This window comes from Clostridium sp. UBA871 (assembly GCF_002295255.1).
Lineage (GTDB): Bacteria > Bacillota > Clostridia > Clostridiales > Clostridiaceae > Clostridium_J > Clostridium_J sulfidigenes.
In genome coordinates, this window is sequence record NZ_DBFV01000003.1 from 833,527 (window position 1) to 851,099 (window position 17,573).

Here is a 17,573-nt window from a genome sequence, read left to right on the forward strand (position 1 = left end):
AAAAACTATGAGTGACTATTCAAATCTATATCAGATGTTTGGCGGAGCATGTACAGATGGAAACCCTTCTCAAAACTTTGGATTTGGAAGTGGAAAAATACTAATTTGGATAATAATAATACTAATTTTCTGTAGAGGTGGATTCGGCGGAAACCGTGGATGCGGAGGATTCGGAGAAAACTGTGGATGTGGTGGATTCGGAGGAAACTGTGGATTCGGTGGATTCGGCGGAAACTGTGGATTCGGTGGATTCGGCGGAAACTGTGGATGCGGTGGAAATAATTGCTGTTGCGATCCATGTGATTGCTCATGCTGTTGCTGTGAGCCGTGCTGTTGCAAATGCAAAGAATATTGCTGCTGCTGTGGTGGAGTAAGAAAAGATCGTAAAAAACAAAAGCATTATATTATAGAAACTGCTTCATGCAACCCATGCCAATGTTGTAACCCATGTTGTGACCCATGTTGCAATCAAAATCAATGTAGTGGCAATACTGGTTGTTTTGGAAATAGTGGTTTTGGTGGCTTTGGCGGATGTAATATATGCCAAATAATTCTTATAATAGCAATTTTTCTTATAAGAAGAACACCTCAACAAGTATGTAAACCATGCTAAAGAATAAAGAGTAGATAAGCCTATAGATAAGAAAACGATAAATAAAGATTGGAGGAATGAATAAATGTGTGGAAATTCAAATAATAGATGTAACTCACAAGCATGTACAATTCTTTTAATAATAGTTATTCTTGCAAATCAAGGATTACTAGATGGCTCATCAAAGTCTAAAAATGCATTAACATTACTTTTCTTATATTGGTTATGTGGATTCAATGGTGGATGTGGAAGTAATAATATGTTAGGAAACTGCAACTTTGGATCAATGTGTGGAAACCAATGTTCATGTAGATGTGGATGTCAATGCAAGTGTAAATGCTGTAAATGTAAATGCAAAGAAAGAAAATGTAAATGTAAAAGAATAAAAGTTTGTTGTGCATAATACAATAAATATCAAACTAACTAATGGATTATTAATTATCAAGAGAAAAAGTTAATAAGTATCAACAAATGGTTTTAAGTGATTAATCTATGATAATTAGAAAGTACACTTCACAAGAAGGAGGAATTTATGATGTGTGGATGCGGAAATATAGGAAATTCAGGTTGTGGCTTTCAACCATGTACAATTCTACTATTAATCGTAATTCTAAAAAATCAGTGCTTGCTAGACACAGAATGTAATTCAAGTGCTAGAAATGCATTAACTTTAATATTCTTATATTGGTTATGTTGCTCTGGTGGATTTGGTGGATTTGGATTTAATAGAGGAAATGCTGGATTTGGTCATAATAATTTTAATAATGGATGTTGCTGCAGAAAACAATGCTGCTGTAAATGTTGCTAAACTATAAGATGTTTAAACAAAAGTAAGGACTGCTTATAAAAGTAGAAATAACAATGGATAAAGAATGATGTAAACCATGGCCCAGTATAGGGGGGTTTCTAGAAAAGTAAGAAAATTAGCAGTCCATGTTATTCATGGATTGCTTTTTTAAAATTTTATAATAAGTAAAGAGGTGAGTAGATGGGAAAGCATAAGCATAGAAAAAGAGATAGAGAAGAAAACTATGTGCAAGAGCAAAATAATAATGGATACTTTGGAGGATATAATGGTAATAATCCAATGAATAATAATATGGGCATGAATGCAATGAATATGGCTGCTAACTTAGGTGCAATGGGAATGAATAATCCAGCTGGAATGAACAATCCAATGGGAATGAATAATCCTATGGAAATGAATCCTATGGGCATGATGAATCCAATGGGAATGAATAATCCTATGAATAATATGGGAGGAAATAATCCGTTGGCTAGCATGTTAGGAGGTATGGGCGGAAACTTTAACGGTATTCTGGACTTGCTTAGCAATTTAGGCATAGGCGGGGGAGGTAACACAGGAGATAGTGGTGATTTAATTAGCATGATATCTTCTTTATTAGGGGGAGGAAATACACAAGCACCTTCTAATAATGTAAACAATGGTAATAATTCAGTAAATAATCATAGTTCTATAGAACAAATTTTATCTCAGATTAAACCAGAGGATATAGAACAATTAAAAACATTGCTACAGAATATGAATTCTAATAATTATAGTGATGGTAATAATGTCAATAATGAAAATGTTGAAGAGTATACAGAGATAAAAAAAAAAGATAAAGAATCAGTAGATGAAATATTAGCTAATCTTGACTTTAATGCCATATTGAATAACATGAATAACTTGGAGTTTTCACGAATAGATTTTTCCAATGTAGATTTAAATAATTTAGACATAAATGACATTATAAAAAGTGATGAGTTTTCAGAAGAAAATATTACTACAGTAGATGAAGCAGATATAATTGAAGAGAACATATTTAGAGATGAAAAAGGGTTAACGGAGGAAGAGTATAATAAGATTATAAATATATTGATTAGACTCATTGATCCAAATAAGATTAAATTATTACAAAAAATTTTTGAATATAATAATTTAGAAAAAGATTAAAATATTTAAAAAAGATGTATATAAAATATAATTTAGTCAATAATAAAAATGTAATGGAAGTTAAAATCTCCATAAACCTCTAGAAGTAATTTTAGAGGCCCCCCCATCCCCCTGGGACCATTAGGTCCCATTTTTATTTTTTGAATATAATAATTCTAATAATGGGAGGCGAAGATTAAAAAGGTAAAATAACTTAATATATATTAACAGAGGTAATTTTAAATGGAAAATCATTATCATTATATTTATTTATCATTAAATTTATAGTTAAATTACTTACTTTTTTACTATCAGATGTGCTTATTACTCTAAAGTTTAATATCCAATTTTCACAGGTTATATTTCCTGTATTATCCCAAGCTAAATCTGTAAAATAACCATCTTGAAATTTATAATAATTTGATCCATTAGCAAGTCTAAAAATACTCTCTAAATCTGAACCGCTTATTTGAGAGTAAAAATAGTTGGGAACAGACAAGTAAGGGTCAGGCAAACTTTCTATTAGGCATATAAAGTTAGTTATAGTATCCTTGCCTGGTAAAGATGTAGTCAGATTATCATTAAATTCTTTAAGGGAGCCTTTATTATATAAATATCCCTTTAAATTAATATTATTATCTTGAAAATTACCTGATATAATTTTAGGAGTTCTACTATTAGCACTATCTATAAATCCTAATAAATTATTAGTAGAACAAAATATGTCATCATAGCCATTTCCATTCCAAGAAAAAATATGTTGAACAGCTTTATTATGAAAAGAGCTTTGAATAAATATTTCTTTAGAATTATCTCTAGAAATATCTAAGGTAGAAACCCTTACAGGCCAATATGTGCAATATTCTCCAAGGGTCTGCAAGTTTTTATCATAGTTTAAACTATAGGTTTCACTACTATTTAAATTTACCTGAGCTAATAAGTCAGAGTCAGATTTTTTAATAAATATGGAGTCTTTTTTATTATCATTATTTAAATCTTCATTAATTACAATGTTTTCTTCAGATAAGTTGAAAACATTTTTTCCTTTTAAGTTATCTTCTTCAAAAAATAGTTTAAAAAAACATAAAGTAGCTAATACAAATAAGAATATATTAAATAATTTAGTATGCAAATTATTTTTCTTATACACTATAATCACCCCTCCATAAATTATATGTGTAAAGAGAGATAATAATTATTAAAAATTAGACAAATAAAAAAGAGATTAGATGATCTAATCTCTTATTTTGATTTCTTGCACATAGGGCATAGTCCATAAAAATATACTTTATTAGAAATAATCTCATAATCTGTATTATCTTTTACACTAGAATTTAGAAAATCAAAGTTAACACCTTCTAAATCATCTACCCTAGAGCATTTTATACAATGTATATGAGGATGTGGATCAGCAAAACCATCATATCTAAAGTTGCCTTCTCCAACATTAATCTCTTGAATTAAATTAACGTCTACTAAAACCTTTAGCGTTTTATAAACTGTTGCTAAACTCATAGTTGGGTACGCTTCTTTTAAAGCTTTATGAATTGTTTCAGCTGATGGATGTTCTTTTGTTGATTTCAAGTAATTGTATACGGCTATACGCTGAGGTGTAAGTTTCAGTTTTTTTTCTTTGAAAACTTGGGTAAAATTAATATCCATTGAATCACCTCTATAGTTATTTATTATAGATATTATATAATAAATATTATCCATTGTCAAAGGGAAAGAATGGATAATGATTATTATATAATATAGCTATATTATATAATATATTATAGCAATTACAATAAAATATTTATATAAATTTAAAAAATTAATTCAATTAATAAGAAGTCACTCATATATTATAGTATAAGAGAGGAGGAGAATGACTTGAAAAAAACATATGTGTTAGATACTAACGTTATATTATATTCATCAGGAGCATTATTATCTTTTGGTAATAATGATGTAGTAATACCAGAGGTGGTATTAGAGGAGCTGGATGATTTTAAAAAAAATAAAACTGACCTTGGATTAAATGCTAGACAGGCATCGAGAATTATAGATGGATTAAGAAAGTTAGGAAATTTGAATGAAGGAGTACCTCTTCCTGGTGGTGGTAAATTAAGAATAGAGACTAATTGCTTAAATGCAGAAGTTCCAAAGTTTTGGGATAGAAATAAAGCTGATAACAGGATACTCCAAGTATGTAAAGCGTTAAAAGATGCTGGGGAAGATGTTATATTAATTACAAAGGATACCTTTGAAAGAATAAAAGCAGATATTGTCAATGTAAAAAGTGAAGATTTTTATGAGAAGGTAGTTCCAGCTGGAGATGAGCAGTATACTGGTAGAATGGAAGTCTATGTTTCACAAGATAAGCTTTCAGAATTCTATTCTAAAAAGGTTATATCTAAAAATGACGTAGTATGTTATCAAGAAGAAAATGATGAGTATTATACTCCTACCCTTTATACAAATCAATTTTTAGTTATGCATTCCTTAGAAAATAAAAAACAAAGTGCATTAGGCAGATTTGATGGAGAAAATATAGTACATTTGCATTATAAGGATAGCAAACCCCTTGGATTAAGTGCTAGAAATGTAGGACAAAGATTCATGTTAGAGTGTCTATTTACGTCATCTAATATGGCTCCTTTAAGTATAGTAAAAGGTCCAGCAGGAACAGCCAAAACATTATTTTCTTTAGCAGTAGGATTACAGAAAATTATAGAAGAAGAAACTGGTGAATATAGAAAGATATTAGTATGTAGACCTAATGTAACTATGGATGAAGAAATAGGTTTTTTACCAGGTACTGAAGAACAAAAAATATCTCCATTTATGAGACCTATTTTTGATAATTTAGAAGTTCTAGTAGATTCAGATGAAAAAGAAAGATATAAAAATGAAAAAGAGTTACAAGATAAGGTAAATGAATTATTTGATAGAAGGATTATAACCACTGAAGCCATAGCATATTTAAGAGGTAGATCAATAATAAGACAGTGGGTAATTATTGATGAGGCTCAAAATCTCTCTCCAAAGCAAGTAAAGGCAATTACCACTAGGGTAGGTATTGGAACAAAACTTATACTTATTGGAGATCCAGACCAAATAGATCACCCATTTATGGATTCTAGGTCTAATGGGTTATGTTATGCATCTGAAAGAATGAAAGGTAGTAAATTGTGTTACCAAGTAACTTTGAAATATGATGAATGTGAAAGATCACCACTATCCTTTGAAGCTGCTCAACGTTTGTAGTATAAATCATAAATTTATTAGGATATAATAATTTTTATAGTATTTATATAATAGTAAAGAATCGATAAATATTTTATAATATTTATTGGTTCTTTTTTCGCTCTGTAGTTAATTAAAGTGATAAATGTTACAAATACTCCAATATTATATTTAAGAAAAGTTATTAATACATGGAGTGAGTATAGCTAAAATTGCACCTATTTAAAATGTTACATATGGAACCAGTTAAATATATAAATAGTTAACTAGTTGTTTTATCCGTGCGGGTTTCAGTTGCTTTTGTATTTTAATAGTGTAATTAACTCTATAGTAAAGACATAATATAAGTACTATTTATTAAATTAAGTAGTTGAAAAAATAATAAAAATTTTATATTAATAAAAGAATTAAAAAGAGTGATAAAAATATGATATACTAGGAGTATTGCAGAAGGAGTGAAAAGGATGAACAATAATTATTTATTGGGAAGAATCTTAGTGATACCAGCAATTTTAGTTGCATTTACATTTAAGGGATATATTCAATCTAAAATTGCTATAAAACTTGGTGATGATACCCCAAAAGAGTATGGAAGAAATACTTTAAATCCTTTGAAGCACATCAGTGTATTTGGGTTTATATTTATGCTTATAATAGGTTTTGGATGGATAAAACCTGTAGAAATTAATAAATCAAATTTTAAAAATCTTTATAAAGATGATTTTAAAATAAGACTTGGAGGACTTCTAACTACTTTGACTATAGGATTTATAGCTACAATAGCTCTAGCTTTATATGTCAAGTTTATACCAGGAAATAGTGATATTAAATATATAATATATTTAATTATCCAACAAACAGCTATCGTAAATTGTTCTTGGTTTATATTAAATTTATTACCTATACCAGGTTTTGATGGATTTAGCATAATAGTAGATATATTAGGAGATAAATCTGAAAGATTTCAAACTATAATGTATAAAAATAATATGTTAATATTTATTATATTAGTTCTACCTATTATAGGTGGATTTTCAATTTTAGATTTTGTAGTTGGAGTACCAGGACAGTATATATATAATATTTTTGCAGCTATGGCTACATATTTATTTTTATAAAATTTATATAGACAAAATAAATATATGATATAATTTAACAAACTAATATCGAGGAGAGTAATATATGAGACTTAGAAAAAAGCATTGGGCAAGACCAGAATTAGAAGCTAGTGATATTGTAATATATGATAAATATGGTCATTGCGGAAAATGGAGAGAAGAATTTGAAAATAATAATCCTATTCATTTAGAGTTAGGTTGTGGTATGGGAGGACATATTAGTCAACGTGCAATTAAAGATAGAAATGTAAACTTTATAGGAATAGATTTAAAAGATGAAGTTGTAGTATATGCATTAAGGAAAGTTATGGCATCATTTGAAGTAATAGAAAGAGCAAAGGATATAAATGCAAGACTTATAGTCCTTAATATAATGCTTATAGACAATGTATTTGGGAAAGATGAGATAGATAGAATATATATAAACTTCTGTAATCCTTGGCCGAAAAAAAGTCATAACAAGAGAAGACTTACATATACGAAATTTTTACAATCATATAAAAAGTTTTTAAAATCAAATGGAGAGATATGGTTTAAAACCGATGATGTAGATTTATTCAATGATTCTCAAGAATACTTTAAAGAAGCAGGATTTTCTTTAGAATTTATAACCTATGATTTACATAATAGTGGATTTGAAGATAATGTAGTTACAGAGTATGAAAGCAAGTTTACAGCTATGGGAATGAAAACTATGTTCTTGGTGGCAAGAATAAAATAAAAGTAAGAGACAAGATTTAGCTTTATATTGATGTTGAATCTTGTTTTTTTATTTTTATAATGTATTTAATCTATAGATATTTCAAATAGAAAATAAGAAAACTATAAGTATATTTAATAAGTTTTGACTATAAATAGTGCCTTTGCTATATTTATGTAGGTATATAAAATAGTAAAACCATATGGGGGGAATTAATATGAGAAAAAAGGCATTATTATTAGCTATGAGCTTAATGTTAACTACTACTATTTCCTTGGTCGGTTGTGGTAAAAAAGAAGAAGTAAAACCAGAAGCAAATTCTTCAAAAGGAGCTCAAGTTGAAGAAAAGGTTAGTTTTAAAGGTAAGTACATAGTAGATGTTTCATATGTAAAAGAAAGTTTAGAAAAAGAAAATCTACTTCTCATTGATGCAAGGGGTGAAGAAACTGCAAAAAAAGGAACTATTCAAGGAGCAATGGCTATGGCATGGCAGTCTATTGCTAAAGTTGAAGATAGCAAAGCTGGAGATGAGATGTGGGGTACTATTCTAGAACCAGAAGAGTTAAGTAAAAAGCTAAGTAACCTTGGTATTGATAAAGATAAAGAGATTATTATTTTTGCAGCGGCTAAAAATGGATGGGGCGATGACGGAAGAATTTTATGGGAGCTTGTAGCAGCAGGCTATGATAATGTTAAAATGGTTGATGGTGGATACGATGCTATGGTATCAGCAGGGTTACCAGTAGTAAAGGAGATTGCTACACCAGAGCTAGCAGATGTAAAAATTGAGGCTATTGATGATACTCATTTAATTAACACTGATGCTTTAAAAAAAGAATATGAAAATGTAAAGGTAGTAGATGTTCGTGCTGATGAAGAGTATGAAGGAAAGACCTTGTATGGTGAGGCAAAAGGTGGTCATTTACCAGGGGCAATACACATTAAATACACAGATTTATTTAATGAAGAAGGAAATTTAAAGTCAAATGATGATTTAACAAAAATATTTGAAACATCAGGATTATCAAAAAGTGATAAGATAGTAACCTATTGCACAGCAGGTATTCGTTCTGCATATATGCAGTTAATTCTTGAAATGTGTGGATTTGAAAATTCTCTAAATTATGATGAATCATACTATAGATGGTGTGCGGTAGAGGAAGTTGAAAAATAATATCATAAAGTTAATATTATAAAATAAAGTATTCTTTGATATCAAAGAATACTTTATTACAATAGAAAAACATTATATCTAATACAAGAAATAATACAAATTACTGAATAGCTTGGATATTATATATGATACAAAAAAGATAATAAGTAAATATGATTTTCTATGGATAAATATACATAGTTAAAGTAAGGAGTATGTTATGGAAAAGAAATTGACACACAAAAAAAGAAATTTAGGAAAAATCTTAATATTAATTATTATAGTATCACTAAGTTTAGCATATTTTTTCATACCAACTTTCAATTCAAAAGTAAATGGCATCTTTATGTTATTCAGCTCTATGAGTATTGAGTCTGTGGCTGGATATATAAGATCCTTTGGAATATATGCAGTATTAGTTTCATTTTTACTAATGGTGTTTCAATCAGTGGCAGCACCCTTGCCAGCATTTCTAATAACCTTTGCCAATGCTGCTATTTTTGGATGGTGGAAGGGTGCTCTATTATCATGGATTAGTTCTATGACAGGAGCAGCTTTGTGTTTTTATATTGGAAGAATTCTTGGACGAGATGCTGTTGAAAAACTTACTAGTAAATATGCAATGGCAAGTGTGGATGGGTTCTTTGAAAAGTATGGTAAACATACAATTTTAGTATGTAGATTATTGCCTTTTGTATCCTTTGACTTTATATCCTATGCAGCAGGATTAACATCTATGGGATTTTTAGAATTTATAGTGGCTACAGGGATTGGACAATTACCAGCAACTGTTGTTTATTCCTATATAGGTGGTATGTTAACTGGTGGAGCTCAAATGATTGTTACGGCGTTATTAATACTTTTTGCAATAACTGTATTAGTATTTATGTTTAAACAGATATATAATGAGAGACAAAAGAAAAGTAAAAAATAAAATGCAGAGTTAAAATTCACTCTGCATTTTATAATAAAAATTATTTTTCTAATAATTCATCATATGGCCAACCTTTTTGGCCTTTTTCTAATATAAACATTCTCTTTGCATCCACACCTTTAGTTGTTAAGTAATCAATAGTGTTTTTAGCACCACCGCCACCACCTGGGCAAACAACTATTATTGGTTTATCTGTTTTATTAATTTCATCTAAGGTAACATCTATTTTAGATCTTAAATCATCAGTATCTGCTGGATAAGCATAAGTTGGAACAGTACCAACAATATGATGTGCATCGTAATCTTCTTTTGGCTGTATATCTATTAAATAAGTATCATCTTTATTTTCAATAGCAGTTTTTAATTGTTCAGCTGTATAATATTGATATTGTTTTTCTTCGCCTTCTTTTGAAGTATCCTTTGATTTACTACATCCCATAAGCATAGTTGAGATAATTAAGCAAAGAGCAAGTAGAAGAGTAAGTTTCTTTTTCATTTTATATCCCTCCGTAAGTAAATTAATATATTTATTATATTGGTTTCTATTACCAAAGTTATTATATATAAAGGATACATTAAAATCAAATAGAGAAATTAAATTGAAAGTAATAGGTGTATTAGAGATAGCTATACTTATTGACAATAATTATTATTAAAGCTATACTTTTTTTGTTGAAATAAAAGGATATGAAATAGGGGTCAATAGTACCTCTTATTTTTATGCATAGAAAGGTAGTGTTATAAGAGGATGGTTAAGGGGAAAATAAGCATAAAAACTCATCAACTTCTTAGTTTTAGTTCACTATTTATTGAGCTTTCACCAGGAGAAAATGTATTTTGGCCAGGGTGTGCTATTTTATCTATGGGAGAAGAAATAGTGATGAAAACCTATGAACTTTTAAAAACACAGCTACCTGATTTAAAATTAAGTACTATGTGCTGTGGAAAACCATCACTTCATATAGATGGGGGACAACCTTATGAGAAAAGAAAACAGTTTTTAAATAAGGCTTTTGAGAAAAATGGAGTAAAGAAAATTTATACTTTATGTCCTAATTGCCAAAATACTTTGGTTGAAAATAGCAATTGTGAAATAATATCAGCATGGACAGTTTTAGATGAGATAATCCCAAAAAATAAATATAATATATATAAAGGAAGAAAATTATCCTTACATGATCCTTGTCCAATAAGAGGTTATTTAGAGAATGCTGTTGCTGCAAGAAATATATTAAATAAACTAGGAGTAGATATATTAGAGTTCCCTAATAATAGGGATAGAACAATTTGTTGTGGGAAAAAAGATATGATTATGACTTTATATCCAGAAAAGGGTCAAAAGCTATTTGAAATTCGTGCAAAACAAGCACCATCCAAAGAAATAGTGACATACTGCAGTTCTTGTGTAGATACTTTTAGAAAAAATAGTTTTGAAGCATATCATATTTTAGAATTATTATGGGAAACAAAGGCTAATGGGTCTTGGAAGAATAGGTATAATTCTGTAAGGAAGAGTAAGAGGTAAGATTGATAATGTTAGATACAAGGGGAAGAAAATATTTTGATAGAATATTTGATAAAATCGGAAGAAGTTTTCTTAAAATCGGTTTCATGCCAACACATATAACTATTATTGCTGCTATTGTTGGAATTGTAGGAGCTGTTTCATTTTCCTTTGGTAAGTTTATTTTATCAATAATTTTATTATGGATTTCTGGATTTTTAGATGCTGTAGATGGTTCTATGGCAAGACAAAGCGGTAAGGTTTCAGAGATAGGTACATTATTAGATATATGGCTTGATAGATTAGTTGAAATTTCATATATAATATCCTTTGCTATAGTATGTAATGAGGCAACCTTTACCTTAATGATATTAGCTTGCACTATAATTTTATCTATGACGGTATTTTTGACTAGTGGAATGCTCTTAGAAAATACAGGTATTAAAAGTTTTCATTATCAAGCTGGATTAATGGAAAGAACTGAAGGGTTTATAATGTTTACCTTTATGATAATCTTTTATTCTTATATGAAAATATTAGCATTTATTTATGCCGTGTTAATTTTATATACAGCAGTACAAAGACTATATATGGCAATTAAAGTATTAGGAGGTAACAATGAAAAATAAGAAATTAAAATCAAAACTTTTGATAATTCTTTCCATAATACTTGTTTTTGGACTTGTAGCCTGTGGTAAGAAAAATGATAAAGCTGAAGTGGTAAACTTATATGGATGGGGTGGAGATGAAAGAGTTAACACTTGGATTGATAAGGAATTGGCAGTTTATGTAAAAGAGAACTACAATATTATTTTAAATCGTATTCCTATGAATATTGATGAAATTTTACTGAAACTTACTAATGAAAAAAGTTCTACAGAAAAAGGGGTTATTGATATTATATGGATAAATGGTGAAAATTTTCATTATGCTAAGGAAAATGAGCTTTTGTATGGACCTTTTTTAGATAAATTAGAAAATACACAAAGGTATATAGACTTAGAAGGTGATGCTGCAAATAAGGATTTTGGGTATCCTACAGAAGGATATGAAGTGCCTTGGGGAACAGCTCAATTTGTATTAAATTATGATAGCGATAAGATAAATATACCACCAACTAATATAGAAAAGTTAAAAGAGTATGTAACAAAGAATCCTGGTAGATTTACATATCCTCAGGCTAGTGATTTTACTGGCTCAGCCTTTGTTAGAACAGTACTTTATGATATTATTGGATATGATAAATTAAAGGACTTACCAGCAGATTATGATGAAGTTAAAGAAGCTATGGCACCTGCATTAGAATACCTTAAAGGGATTGAGCCTTATCTATGGAAAAAAGGGGAGGTTTACCCTACAGATTCTGCTCAACTAGATGGTTTATATCAAGATGGTGAAGTTGATATTGCCATGGATTACAATGCTAATAAAGCTTTAAGTAAAGTAATGGATAAAAGTTGGCCTGTGTCTACTAAATCCTTTGTATGGGATAAGGGAACTCCATTTAATACACATTATTTAGCCATTGCAGCTAATGCATCTAATGTAGATGGAGCATTAAAGGTAATTAATGCTGCCCTATCAGCTGAAATGCAGATGTCTAAAGCAGACTTAAGAGGATGGGCGGATTTACCATCTATTGAATACAATAAGTTAAGTGAGGAACAACAGAAGGAACTTGATGAGAAGCTTACTCCAGATAAAGAGTATGAGCATACAATTCTAAGCTATGAAGAACTTTCAAAGCATCAACAAGCAGAATTAAGATCAGACTTAGTAGTAATTATAGAAAAGGTATGGGAGGATGTGATTCTTTTTGATAAATAATAAGCAGAGACAAAAGGTTATTGGTGGATTAATGATTATTCCATCTTTATCTGTGATAGTTGTAATTACTATGTTTGTTATTATCAATACCTTTATGGAAAGCTTAGGATATATTCCTGAGCTTTCCTTTAATAATTTTACATTTAAATATTATAAAGAGTTATTTTCAGATCCTGTTTTTTTAAATAGTTTATACTATAGTTTTAAAATATCCTTAGTATCTTCAGTAATTGCTACAGTTTTAGGTAGTTATCTAGGATATTACATATCAAAATCAAGGAATAAATTTATAAATGTTTTATATAGATTGCCAATTCTACTCTCCTATGTGGCAGCGGCAGTTCTTATATATACAACTTATAGTGATAAGGGCTTACTATTTCACATAATATCATTATTAGGATTTTCTAATATAAATATAAATTTAATTTTTAACTCCAAGGGAATAGCAGTAATACTTTTAAATATTTTTAAAGGTATGCCTTTCATAGCATTTAGTGTTGCTCCTATTTTTATGAAAGCAAATAAAAATTATAGGTTTATAGCACAGAACTTAGGATGTACAAGATTTCAGTATATAATAAAAATTCTTTTACCTTTAGCTAAGAGAGCTATATTTACTTCATTTTTAGTAATATTTAATTTTAATATGTTTACTTATGAAGGTTTTTACTATCTAGGACCATCAAACCCAATTTCTATAGGGGTTTATGCTTATAAAACCTACCTAAATGCAGATTTATCCAATAGAATATATGGAATGGCTATAAATATGATAATGATCATAATATCTTTAATATTATGTGTGCTTTATTATAAAATGATAAAGGATAATGGACAAGAGGAGGTAAGAGAGTGAGAAGGTGGATTAAAAGTGTATTGATATTTTCTATACTTATATTTTTAGTACTTCCTATAATATCTATGATGGTTTGGGCCTTTTTTAAAAATTGGAAAGCAACGGATATTTTACCTAATACTTTTACACTAGATGGTTTTAAATACTTTTTTACATCAGGAGATTGGTTTATTGGAATAAAGTCTATTTTCTTTTCTATAGAAGTAGCATTAATATCTTTAGTTTTAAGTATCATGGCTGCAAGATTTTTTATAACTACCCATATAAAGTATAAAGTCACATTCGAAAGCATTTTTTATTTACCTATGTTATTACCAGTAATAAGTATATGTTTAGGAAGTCATAAATTATTTCTAAACTATTTTACTTCTTGTAGTATTGCTGTTTTAGTGTTACATATTTATTTTTCCTTACCCTATGCATTTAAATTAATATATTCCTATTATACTGTTTGGGGTATAGGAGATGAGCTTACAGCTCGAGGATTGGGTGCATCTTTTTGGCAAGCGTTTAAATATGTGAATATACCACTATATGCTCAAGGGTATGCATCAAGTTTTTTTATGGCATTTATTATATCTTACTCTCAGTATTTCATAAACATGTTTATTGGAGATAATAGCCATGTTAACTTTTCTATGATTATGACACCGTATATAGGAAATTCTAACAGAAATATAGCTTCGGTATATACATTAATGTATATACTACATGGAGTAATAGTAATGATAATGAGTTCATATATAACAAAGAAGTGCAGTAAGGCATCTGAAAATAAATAACAAGTCAAAGATGGGAAGTATATTTTGAGTTAGACAAGGAAACAGGTTCCGCAGATAGTGGCACTATCTAAGGGTTCTGTTGACGCAGTATAACACAAAATAAACGAGCATTCTGACTTATTTATTTTTTGAAGATGCCTAATGATAAATATAGGGAGATGGGTTAAATATGAGTAAGATAGAGCTTAAAAACATATATTTTTCTATTGGTAATAAGGAAATTCTAAAAAATATTAATTTAACTATTGAAGATGGAGAGTTTTTCTCTATATTAGGTCCTAGTGGGGCAGGAAAGTCTACAATTTTTAAGACTATTACAGGGGCTATATTACCTAATGAGGGAGAGCTTAGATTAGATGGTGAGATTATTAACTATTTACCTATGGAAAAAAGAAATGTAGTAATGGTACACCAAGGAAATCAACTTTTTCCACATATGACGGTAAGAGAAAATGTAGAGTTTGGATTAAAAATGAGAAAGTTTCCAAGGAAATATATTGATGATAAGGTCAAATTTCTTGTTGAGTTTTTTAACATGAGTGAACATATGAAAAAGTACCCCCATCAACTTTCTGGGGGACAACAACAGTTAATATCATTAATGAGAGCTTTAGCTATAGAGCCTAAGGTGCTTTTGCTTGATGAGCCCTTTACAGGGTTAGATAATAATTTAAAGCATTATATAAAAGACTATATAATGAAGATACAAAGACAGTTTAGAATTACTACCATTATGATCACTCATGAAAAGGAAGATGCTTTTTCTATGAGTAGTAGTATAGCTTTTTTATTTAAAGGAAGTATAGCTTTAGTAGATAAAACAGAAAACCTAAATAGATTAACTAATATACCTTGTATTGATGAATACTTAGGTGAAATTACTACTTTAGGGGATGGAAGGATTATTTTTTCTGATAGAATTATAAAGATAAAAAATAAGGAGTCAATTATTTAATTGATATCCTTATTTTTTATATTATATAGTTAAATGTTATGGGGAATTTCATATGAGGTTTATTTTAAGAATTGGTTTTTCCTATCCTTTTTCCAAGGATTAAAGAGAAAATCGTCAGCAATATTAGAAGTATAATTGATACCATAAATGCTGGGTTATGGATATTCAAAGCTTGATTTCCAATGTTCAAAAATACTAAGGTACCTGGAAGAATTCCAAGGATAGTAGCTAACATATAGGAACTGAACTTTATTGATGTTAATCCAGCACCATAATTAATTAAATTGTACGGCATGGCTGGTATTAATCTTAGAATAAATATAATTCCAAAGCCTTTTTTTTCATCTAAATTAAATAAGAAGCTGCTCCAGTTTTCAGGAAGCTTTCTTTGGAGTAAATTAGTAACAGCATCCTTTGCTAGGACTTTAGCCATTAAAAACATTATGGCACTATTTAAAACTGCTCCAATTAAGGTATATATGGTGCCAGGAAGAAATCCAAATAGAAGTCCTGCAGCAAGGGCTAAGATAGGTACAGGGAAAAAAGCGATTGGAAGTATAGTAAAACATAATATATAAATAAATGGTGCTAAGTAGCCAAAACCACCTATGTAATTTCTTAAAATCTCTGGAGTTAATCCTCTGAAAAATGCAAGATAGGTGATAACAAGTATTAAAAGGGTTATCATTGAAATTGTAAGTTTTTTATTTTTTTTCACAGTGTTGCCTCCTTATAGTGACTATATCTCCATAACATATAGTATATAAATTAACAGTGTAAGTCAATATATTGAAATTAGTATAGAGAATTTCTATAAGTAAAATGTAATGATTACTAAATGTAGTAATTTAACTTTAATTTTAGTATAATTTAACTAACTGGTTGATATTTAAAGAAGAATATGATAATATACAACAAAATAGAAAGGGGTATGAGTTATGGACTTTAAAGCATTGCCAAAAATAGAATTACATTGTCACTTAGATGGAAGTGTTAGACCCAAAACTATATTAGATATAGCTACAAAAGAAAATATAGAAATACCAACTTATGATTTAGAACAATTGAGAGAATTATTAGAAGCTCCATTAGAATGTAAATCACTAGTGGAATATTTAGATAGATTTAATATTCCAATAAAGATAATGCAAAGTAAGGAAAGTTTAAGAAGGATTACCTATGAACTTTTAGAAGATGCAGCTGAAGAAAATGTAAAGTATTTAGAAATTAGGTATGCACCGACTTTACATACAGAAAAGGGATTAACATTAGAAGAAGTTATTGAAAGTGTATTAGAGGGAATTAGACAAGGTGAAAAAGACTTTAATATAAAGGCTAATTTAATCTTATCTTGCTTAAGACATAATGGTGCAAATAGTGCATCTACAGTGGTGGAAGCTGGAAAGAAATTCTTAGGTGAAGGGGTAGTTGCTGTAGATCTTGCCGGAGCTGAAAATGAAGGTTTTGCTAAGGAATTTGTAGATGTAATAAAGGTAGCTAGAGAATATGGCTACAGAGTTACTATACATGCAGGAGAAACCGGTATAGGAGTAAATGTGGTAGATGCAATCAAATTACTTCATGCAGAGAGAATAGGTCATGGAGTAGCAATAAGAGATCTTAAGGAAGCCTATGACTTAGTTAAAGAAAATAATGTAACCTTAGAAATGTGTCCAACTAGTAATATGCAGACAAAAGCTGTAAAAAGTTATGAAGAGCACCCATTGTTTAAATTTTATAAAGAGGGCATAAGAGTTTCTTTTAATACTGACAATAGAACTGTTTCTGCTACTAATGTAACTGGTGAGTGTGAAAGTATAGGTAAGGTTGTAAATATGAGCTATGAAGACTATAAAAAGATATACATGGATTCTGTAGATGCTGCATTTACTACAGAAGAAATTAAAGGATATTTAAAAACATTAATATAAACAGAGTTCTTTGCTTCAGAGGGAGTTTTTACTCCCTCTGAAGGTTAGAAA

The 17,573-nt window shown here is 29.2% G+C and carries 20 protein-coding genes; 16 read left to right on the forward strand and 4 right to left on the reverse strand.

Annotation, left to right across the window (positions count from 1 at the left end):
- The first annotated feature begins 7 nt into the window (after nucleotides 1–7).
- The 4 genes from B3086_RS05650 to B3086_RS05665 all read left to right on the forward strand — a co-directional run bounded on the left by B3086_RS05650 (nucleotide 8) and on the right by B3086_RS05665 (nucleotide 2,549).
- Nucleotides 8–613: a hypothetical protein gene (locus tag B3086_RS05650; RefSeq protein ID WP_346892928.1), complete on the forward strand. Its 606-nt coding sequence runs from the start codon at nucleotides 8–10 to the stop codon at nucleotides 611–613.
- A gap of 64 nt (nucleotides 614–677) precedes the next feature.
- Entirely contained in the window at nucleotides 678–995 is a 318-nt protein-coding gene (locus B3086_RS05655; RefSeq protein WP_346849244.1) for a hypothetical protein, read from the forward strand.
- A gap of 129 nt (nucleotides 996–1,124) precedes the next feature.
- Complete coding sequence (locus B3086_RS05660) at nucleotides 1,125–1,400, forward strand: hypothetical protein (protein ID WP_242844149.1); 276 nt, start codon at nucleotides 1,125–1,127, stop codon at nucleotides 1,398–1,400.
- A 180-nt stretch (nucleotides 1,401–1,580) separates the two neighbouring features.
- Nucleotides 1,581–2,549, forward strand: coding sequence for a hypothetical protein (locus tag B3086_RS05665; RefSeq protein WP_346849243.1), 969 nt, complete (start codon nucleotides 1,581–1,583; stop codon nucleotides 2,547–2,549).
- A 193-nt stretch (nucleotides 2,550–2,742) separates the two neighbouring features.
- Here B3086_RS05665 and B3086_RS05670 read toward each other — a convergent pair whose 3' ends face one another.
- Both B3086_RS05670 and B3086_RS05675 read right to left on the reverse strand, forming a co-directional pair.
- Nucleotides 2,743–3,678 carry a hypothetical protein gene (locus B3086_RS05670; protein ID WP_346892930.1) on the reverse strand — a complete coding sequence of 312 codons (936 nt, stop codon included), beginning with the start codon at nucleotides 3,676–3,678 and terminating at the stop codon, nucleotides 2,743–2,745.
- A gap of 92 nt (nucleotides 3,679–3,770) precedes the next feature.
- Nucleotides 3,771–4,190: a Fur family transcriptional regulator gene (locus B3086_RS05675; RefSeq protein ID WP_035135687.1), complete on the reverse strand. Its 420-nt coding sequence runs from the start codon at nucleotides 4,188–4,190 to the stop codon at nucleotides 3,771–3,773.
- Between the two features lie 213 nt (nucleotides 4,191–4,403).
- On the opposite strand from B3086_RS05675, the gene B3086_RS05680 reads away from it, so the two are divergent.
- From B3086_RS05680 to B3086_RS05700, 5 genes are all read left to right on the forward strand, one after another.
- On the forward strand, nucleotides 4,404–5,780 hold the full coding sequence (locus B3086_RS05680) for a PhoH family protein (protein ID WP_035135555.1): 1,377 nt from the start codon (nucleotides 4,404–4,406) through the stop codon (nucleotides 5,778–5,780).
- 443 nt (nucleotides 5,781–6,223) lie between these two features.
- Nucleotides 6,224–6,877 carry a site-2 protease family protein gene (locus B3086_RS05685; protein WP_346849241.1) on the forward strand — a complete coding sequence of 218 codons (654 nt, stop codon included), beginning with the start codon at nucleotides 6,224–6,226 and terminating at the stop codon, nucleotides 6,875–6,877.
- Between the two features lie 64 nt (nucleotides 6,878–6,941).
- Nucleotides 6,942–7,598 (forward strand): tRNA (guanosine(46)-N7)-methyltransferase TrmB, encoded by a 657-nt coding sequence (gene trmB, locus B3086_RS05690; RefSeq protein WP_346849240.1) that lies wholly within the window; start codon nucleotides 6,942–6,944, stop codon nucleotides 7,596–7,598.
- Between the two features lie 196 nt (nucleotides 7,599–7,794).
- The gene (locus B3086_RS05695; protein WP_346849239.1) at nucleotides 7,795–8,751 is read left to right on the forward strand and encodes a sulfurtransferase; all 957 of its coding nucleotides are present in this window, start codon (nucleotides 7,795–7,797) and stop codon (nucleotides 8,749–8,751) included.
- A gap of 199 nt (nucleotides 8,752–8,950) precedes the next feature.
- Complete coding sequence (locus B3086_RS05700) at nucleotides 8,951–9,664, forward strand: TVP38/TMEM64 family protein (RefSeq protein WP_346849238.1); 714 nt, start codon at nucleotides 8,951–8,953, stop codon at nucleotides 9,662–9,664.
- 40 nt (nucleotides 9,665–9,704) lie between these two features.
- Here the strand turns inward: B3086_RS05700 and B3086_RS05705 are convergent, their stop codons facing one another.
- On the reverse strand, nucleotides 9,705–10,160 hold the full coding sequence (locus B3086_RS05705) for a rhodanese-like domain-containing protein (RefSeq protein WP_346849237.1): 456 nt from the start codon (nucleotides 10,158–10,160) through the stop codon (nucleotides 9,705–9,707).
- A gap of 252 nt (nucleotides 10,161–10,412) precedes the next feature.
- On the opposite strand from B3086_RS05705, the gene B3086_RS05710 reads away from it, so the two are divergent.
- From B3086_RS05710 to B3086_RS05735, 6 genes are all read left to right on the forward strand, one after another.
- Complete coding sequence (locus tag B3086_RS05710) at nucleotides 10,413–11,189, forward strand: (Fe-S)-binding protein (RefSeq protein WP_346849236.1); 777 nt, start codon at nucleotides 10,413–10,415, stop codon at nucleotides 11,187–11,189.
- A gap of 8 nt (nucleotides 11,190–11,197) precedes the next feature.
- Entirely contained in the window at nucleotides 11,198–11,797 is a 600-nt protein-coding gene (locus B3086_RS05715; protein ID WP_346849235.1) for a CDP-alcohol phosphatidyltransferase family protein, read from the forward strand.
- Entirely contained in the window at nucleotides 11,787–12,995 is a 1,209-nt protein-coding gene (locus B3086_RS05720; protein ID WP_346849234.1) for an ABC transporter substrate-binding protein, read from the forward strand. Before B3086_RS05715 ends, B3086_RS05720 begins: the two co-directional genes overlap by 11 nt.
- Nucleotides 12,985–13,854 carry an ABC transporter permease subunit gene (locus B3086_RS05725; protein ID WP_346849233.1) on the forward strand — a complete coding sequence of 290 codons (870 nt, stop codon included), beginning with the start codon at nucleotides 12,985–12,987 and terminating at the stop codon, nucleotides 13,852–13,854. The genes B3086_RS05720 and B3086_RS05725 overlap by 11 nt, the downstream gene beginning before the upstream one ends.
- Entirely contained in the window at nucleotides 13,851–14,636 is a 786-nt protein-coding gene (locus tag B3086_RS05730; RefSeq protein WP_346849232.1) for an ABC transporter permease, read from the forward strand. The genes B3086_RS05725 and B3086_RS05730 overlap by 4 nt, the downstream gene beginning before the upstream one ends.
- A gap of 169 nt (nucleotides 14,637–14,805) precedes the next feature.
- Nucleotides 14,806–15,591, forward strand: a complete 786-nt coding sequence (locus B3086_RS05735; RefSeq protein ID WP_346849231.1) for an ABC transporter ATP-binding protein — start codon at nucleotides 14,806–14,808, stop codon at nucleotides 15,589–15,591.
- A gap of 64 nt (nucleotides 15,592–15,655) precedes the next feature.
- On the opposite strand, the gene B3086_RS05740 is transcribed toward B3086_RS05735, so the two are convergent.
- Nucleotides 15,656–16,309: a TVP38/TMEM64 family protein gene (locus tag B3086_RS05740; protein ID WP_346849230.1), complete on the reverse strand. Its 654-nt coding sequence runs from the start codon at nucleotides 16,307–16,309 to the stop codon at nucleotides 15,656–15,658.
- Nucleotides 16,310–16,529: 220 nt separating this feature from the next.
- On the opposite strand from B3086_RS05740, the gene add reads away from it, so the two are divergent.
- On the forward strand, nucleotides 16,530–17,522 hold the full coding sequence (gene add / locus B3086_RS05745) for an adenosine deaminase (RefSeq protein ID WP_346849229.1): 993 nt from the start codon (nucleotides 16,530–16,532) through the stop codon (nucleotides 17,520–17,522).
- Nucleotides 17,523–17,573 lie beyond the last annotated feature (51 nt).

Excerpts from the sequence above, each read along its gene's own strand:
- B3086_RS05735 (WP_346849231.1), top strand. The coding sequence starts at position 14,806 with ATGAGTAAGATAGAGCTTAAAAACATATATTTTTCTATTGGTAATAAG.
- trmB (WP_346849240.1), top strand. The coding sequence starts at position 6,942 with ATGAGACTTAGAAAAAAGCATTGGGCAAGACCAGAATTAGAAGCTAGT.
- B3086_RS05710 (WP_346849236.1), top strand. The coding sequence starts at position 10,413 with ATGGTTAAGGGGAAAATAAGCATAAAAACTCATCAACTTCTTAGTTTT.
- B3086_RS05715 (WP_346849235.1), top strand. The coding sequence starts at position 11,198 with ATGTTAGATACAAGGGGAAGAAAATATTTTGATAGAATATTTGATAAA.
- B3086_RS05650 (WP_346892928.1), top strand. The coding sequence starts at position 8 with ATGAGTGACTATTCAAATCTATATCAGATGTTTGGCGGAGCATGTACA.
- B3086_RS05720 (WP_346849234.1), top strand. The coding sequence starts at position 11,787 with ATGAAAAATAAGAAATTAAAATCAAAACTTTTGATAATTCTTTCCATA.
- add (WP_346849229.1), top strand. The coding sequence starts at position 16,530 with ATGGACTTTAAAGCATTGCCAAAAATAGAATTACATTGTCACTTAGAT.
- B3086_RS05700 (WP_346849238.1), top strand. The coding sequence starts at position 8,951 with ATGGAAAAGAAATTGACACACAAAAAAAGAAATTTAGGAAAAATCTTA.
- B3086_RS05705 (WP_346849237.1), bottom strand. The coding sequence starts at position 10,160 with ATGAAAAAGAAACTTACTCTTCTACTTGCTCTTTGCTTAATTATCTCA.
- B3086_RS05660 (WP_242844149.1), top strand. The coding sequence starts at position 1,125 with ATGATGTGTGGATGCGGAAATATAGGAAATTCAGGTTGTGGCTTTCAA.
- B3086_RS05665 (WP_346849243.1), top strand. The coding sequence starts at position 1,581 with ATGGGAAAGCATAAGCATAGAAAAAGAGATAGAGAAGAAAACTATGTG.
- B3086_RS05685 (WP_346849241.1), top strand. The coding sequence starts at position 6,224 with ATGAACAATAATTATTTATTGGGAAGAATCTTAGTGATACCAGCAATT.
- B3086_RS05655 (WP_346849244.1), top strand. The coding sequence starts at position 678 with ATGTGTGGAAATTCAAATAATAGATGTAACTCACAAGCATGTACAATT.
- B3086_RS05695 (WP_346849239.1), top strand. The coding sequence starts at position 7,795 with ATGAGAAAAAAGGCATTATTATTAGCTATGAGCTTAATGTTAACTACT.
- B3086_RS05675 (WP_035135687.1), bottom strand. The coding sequence starts at position 4,190 with ATGGATATTAATTTTACCCAAGTTTTCAAAGAAAAAAAACTGAAACTT.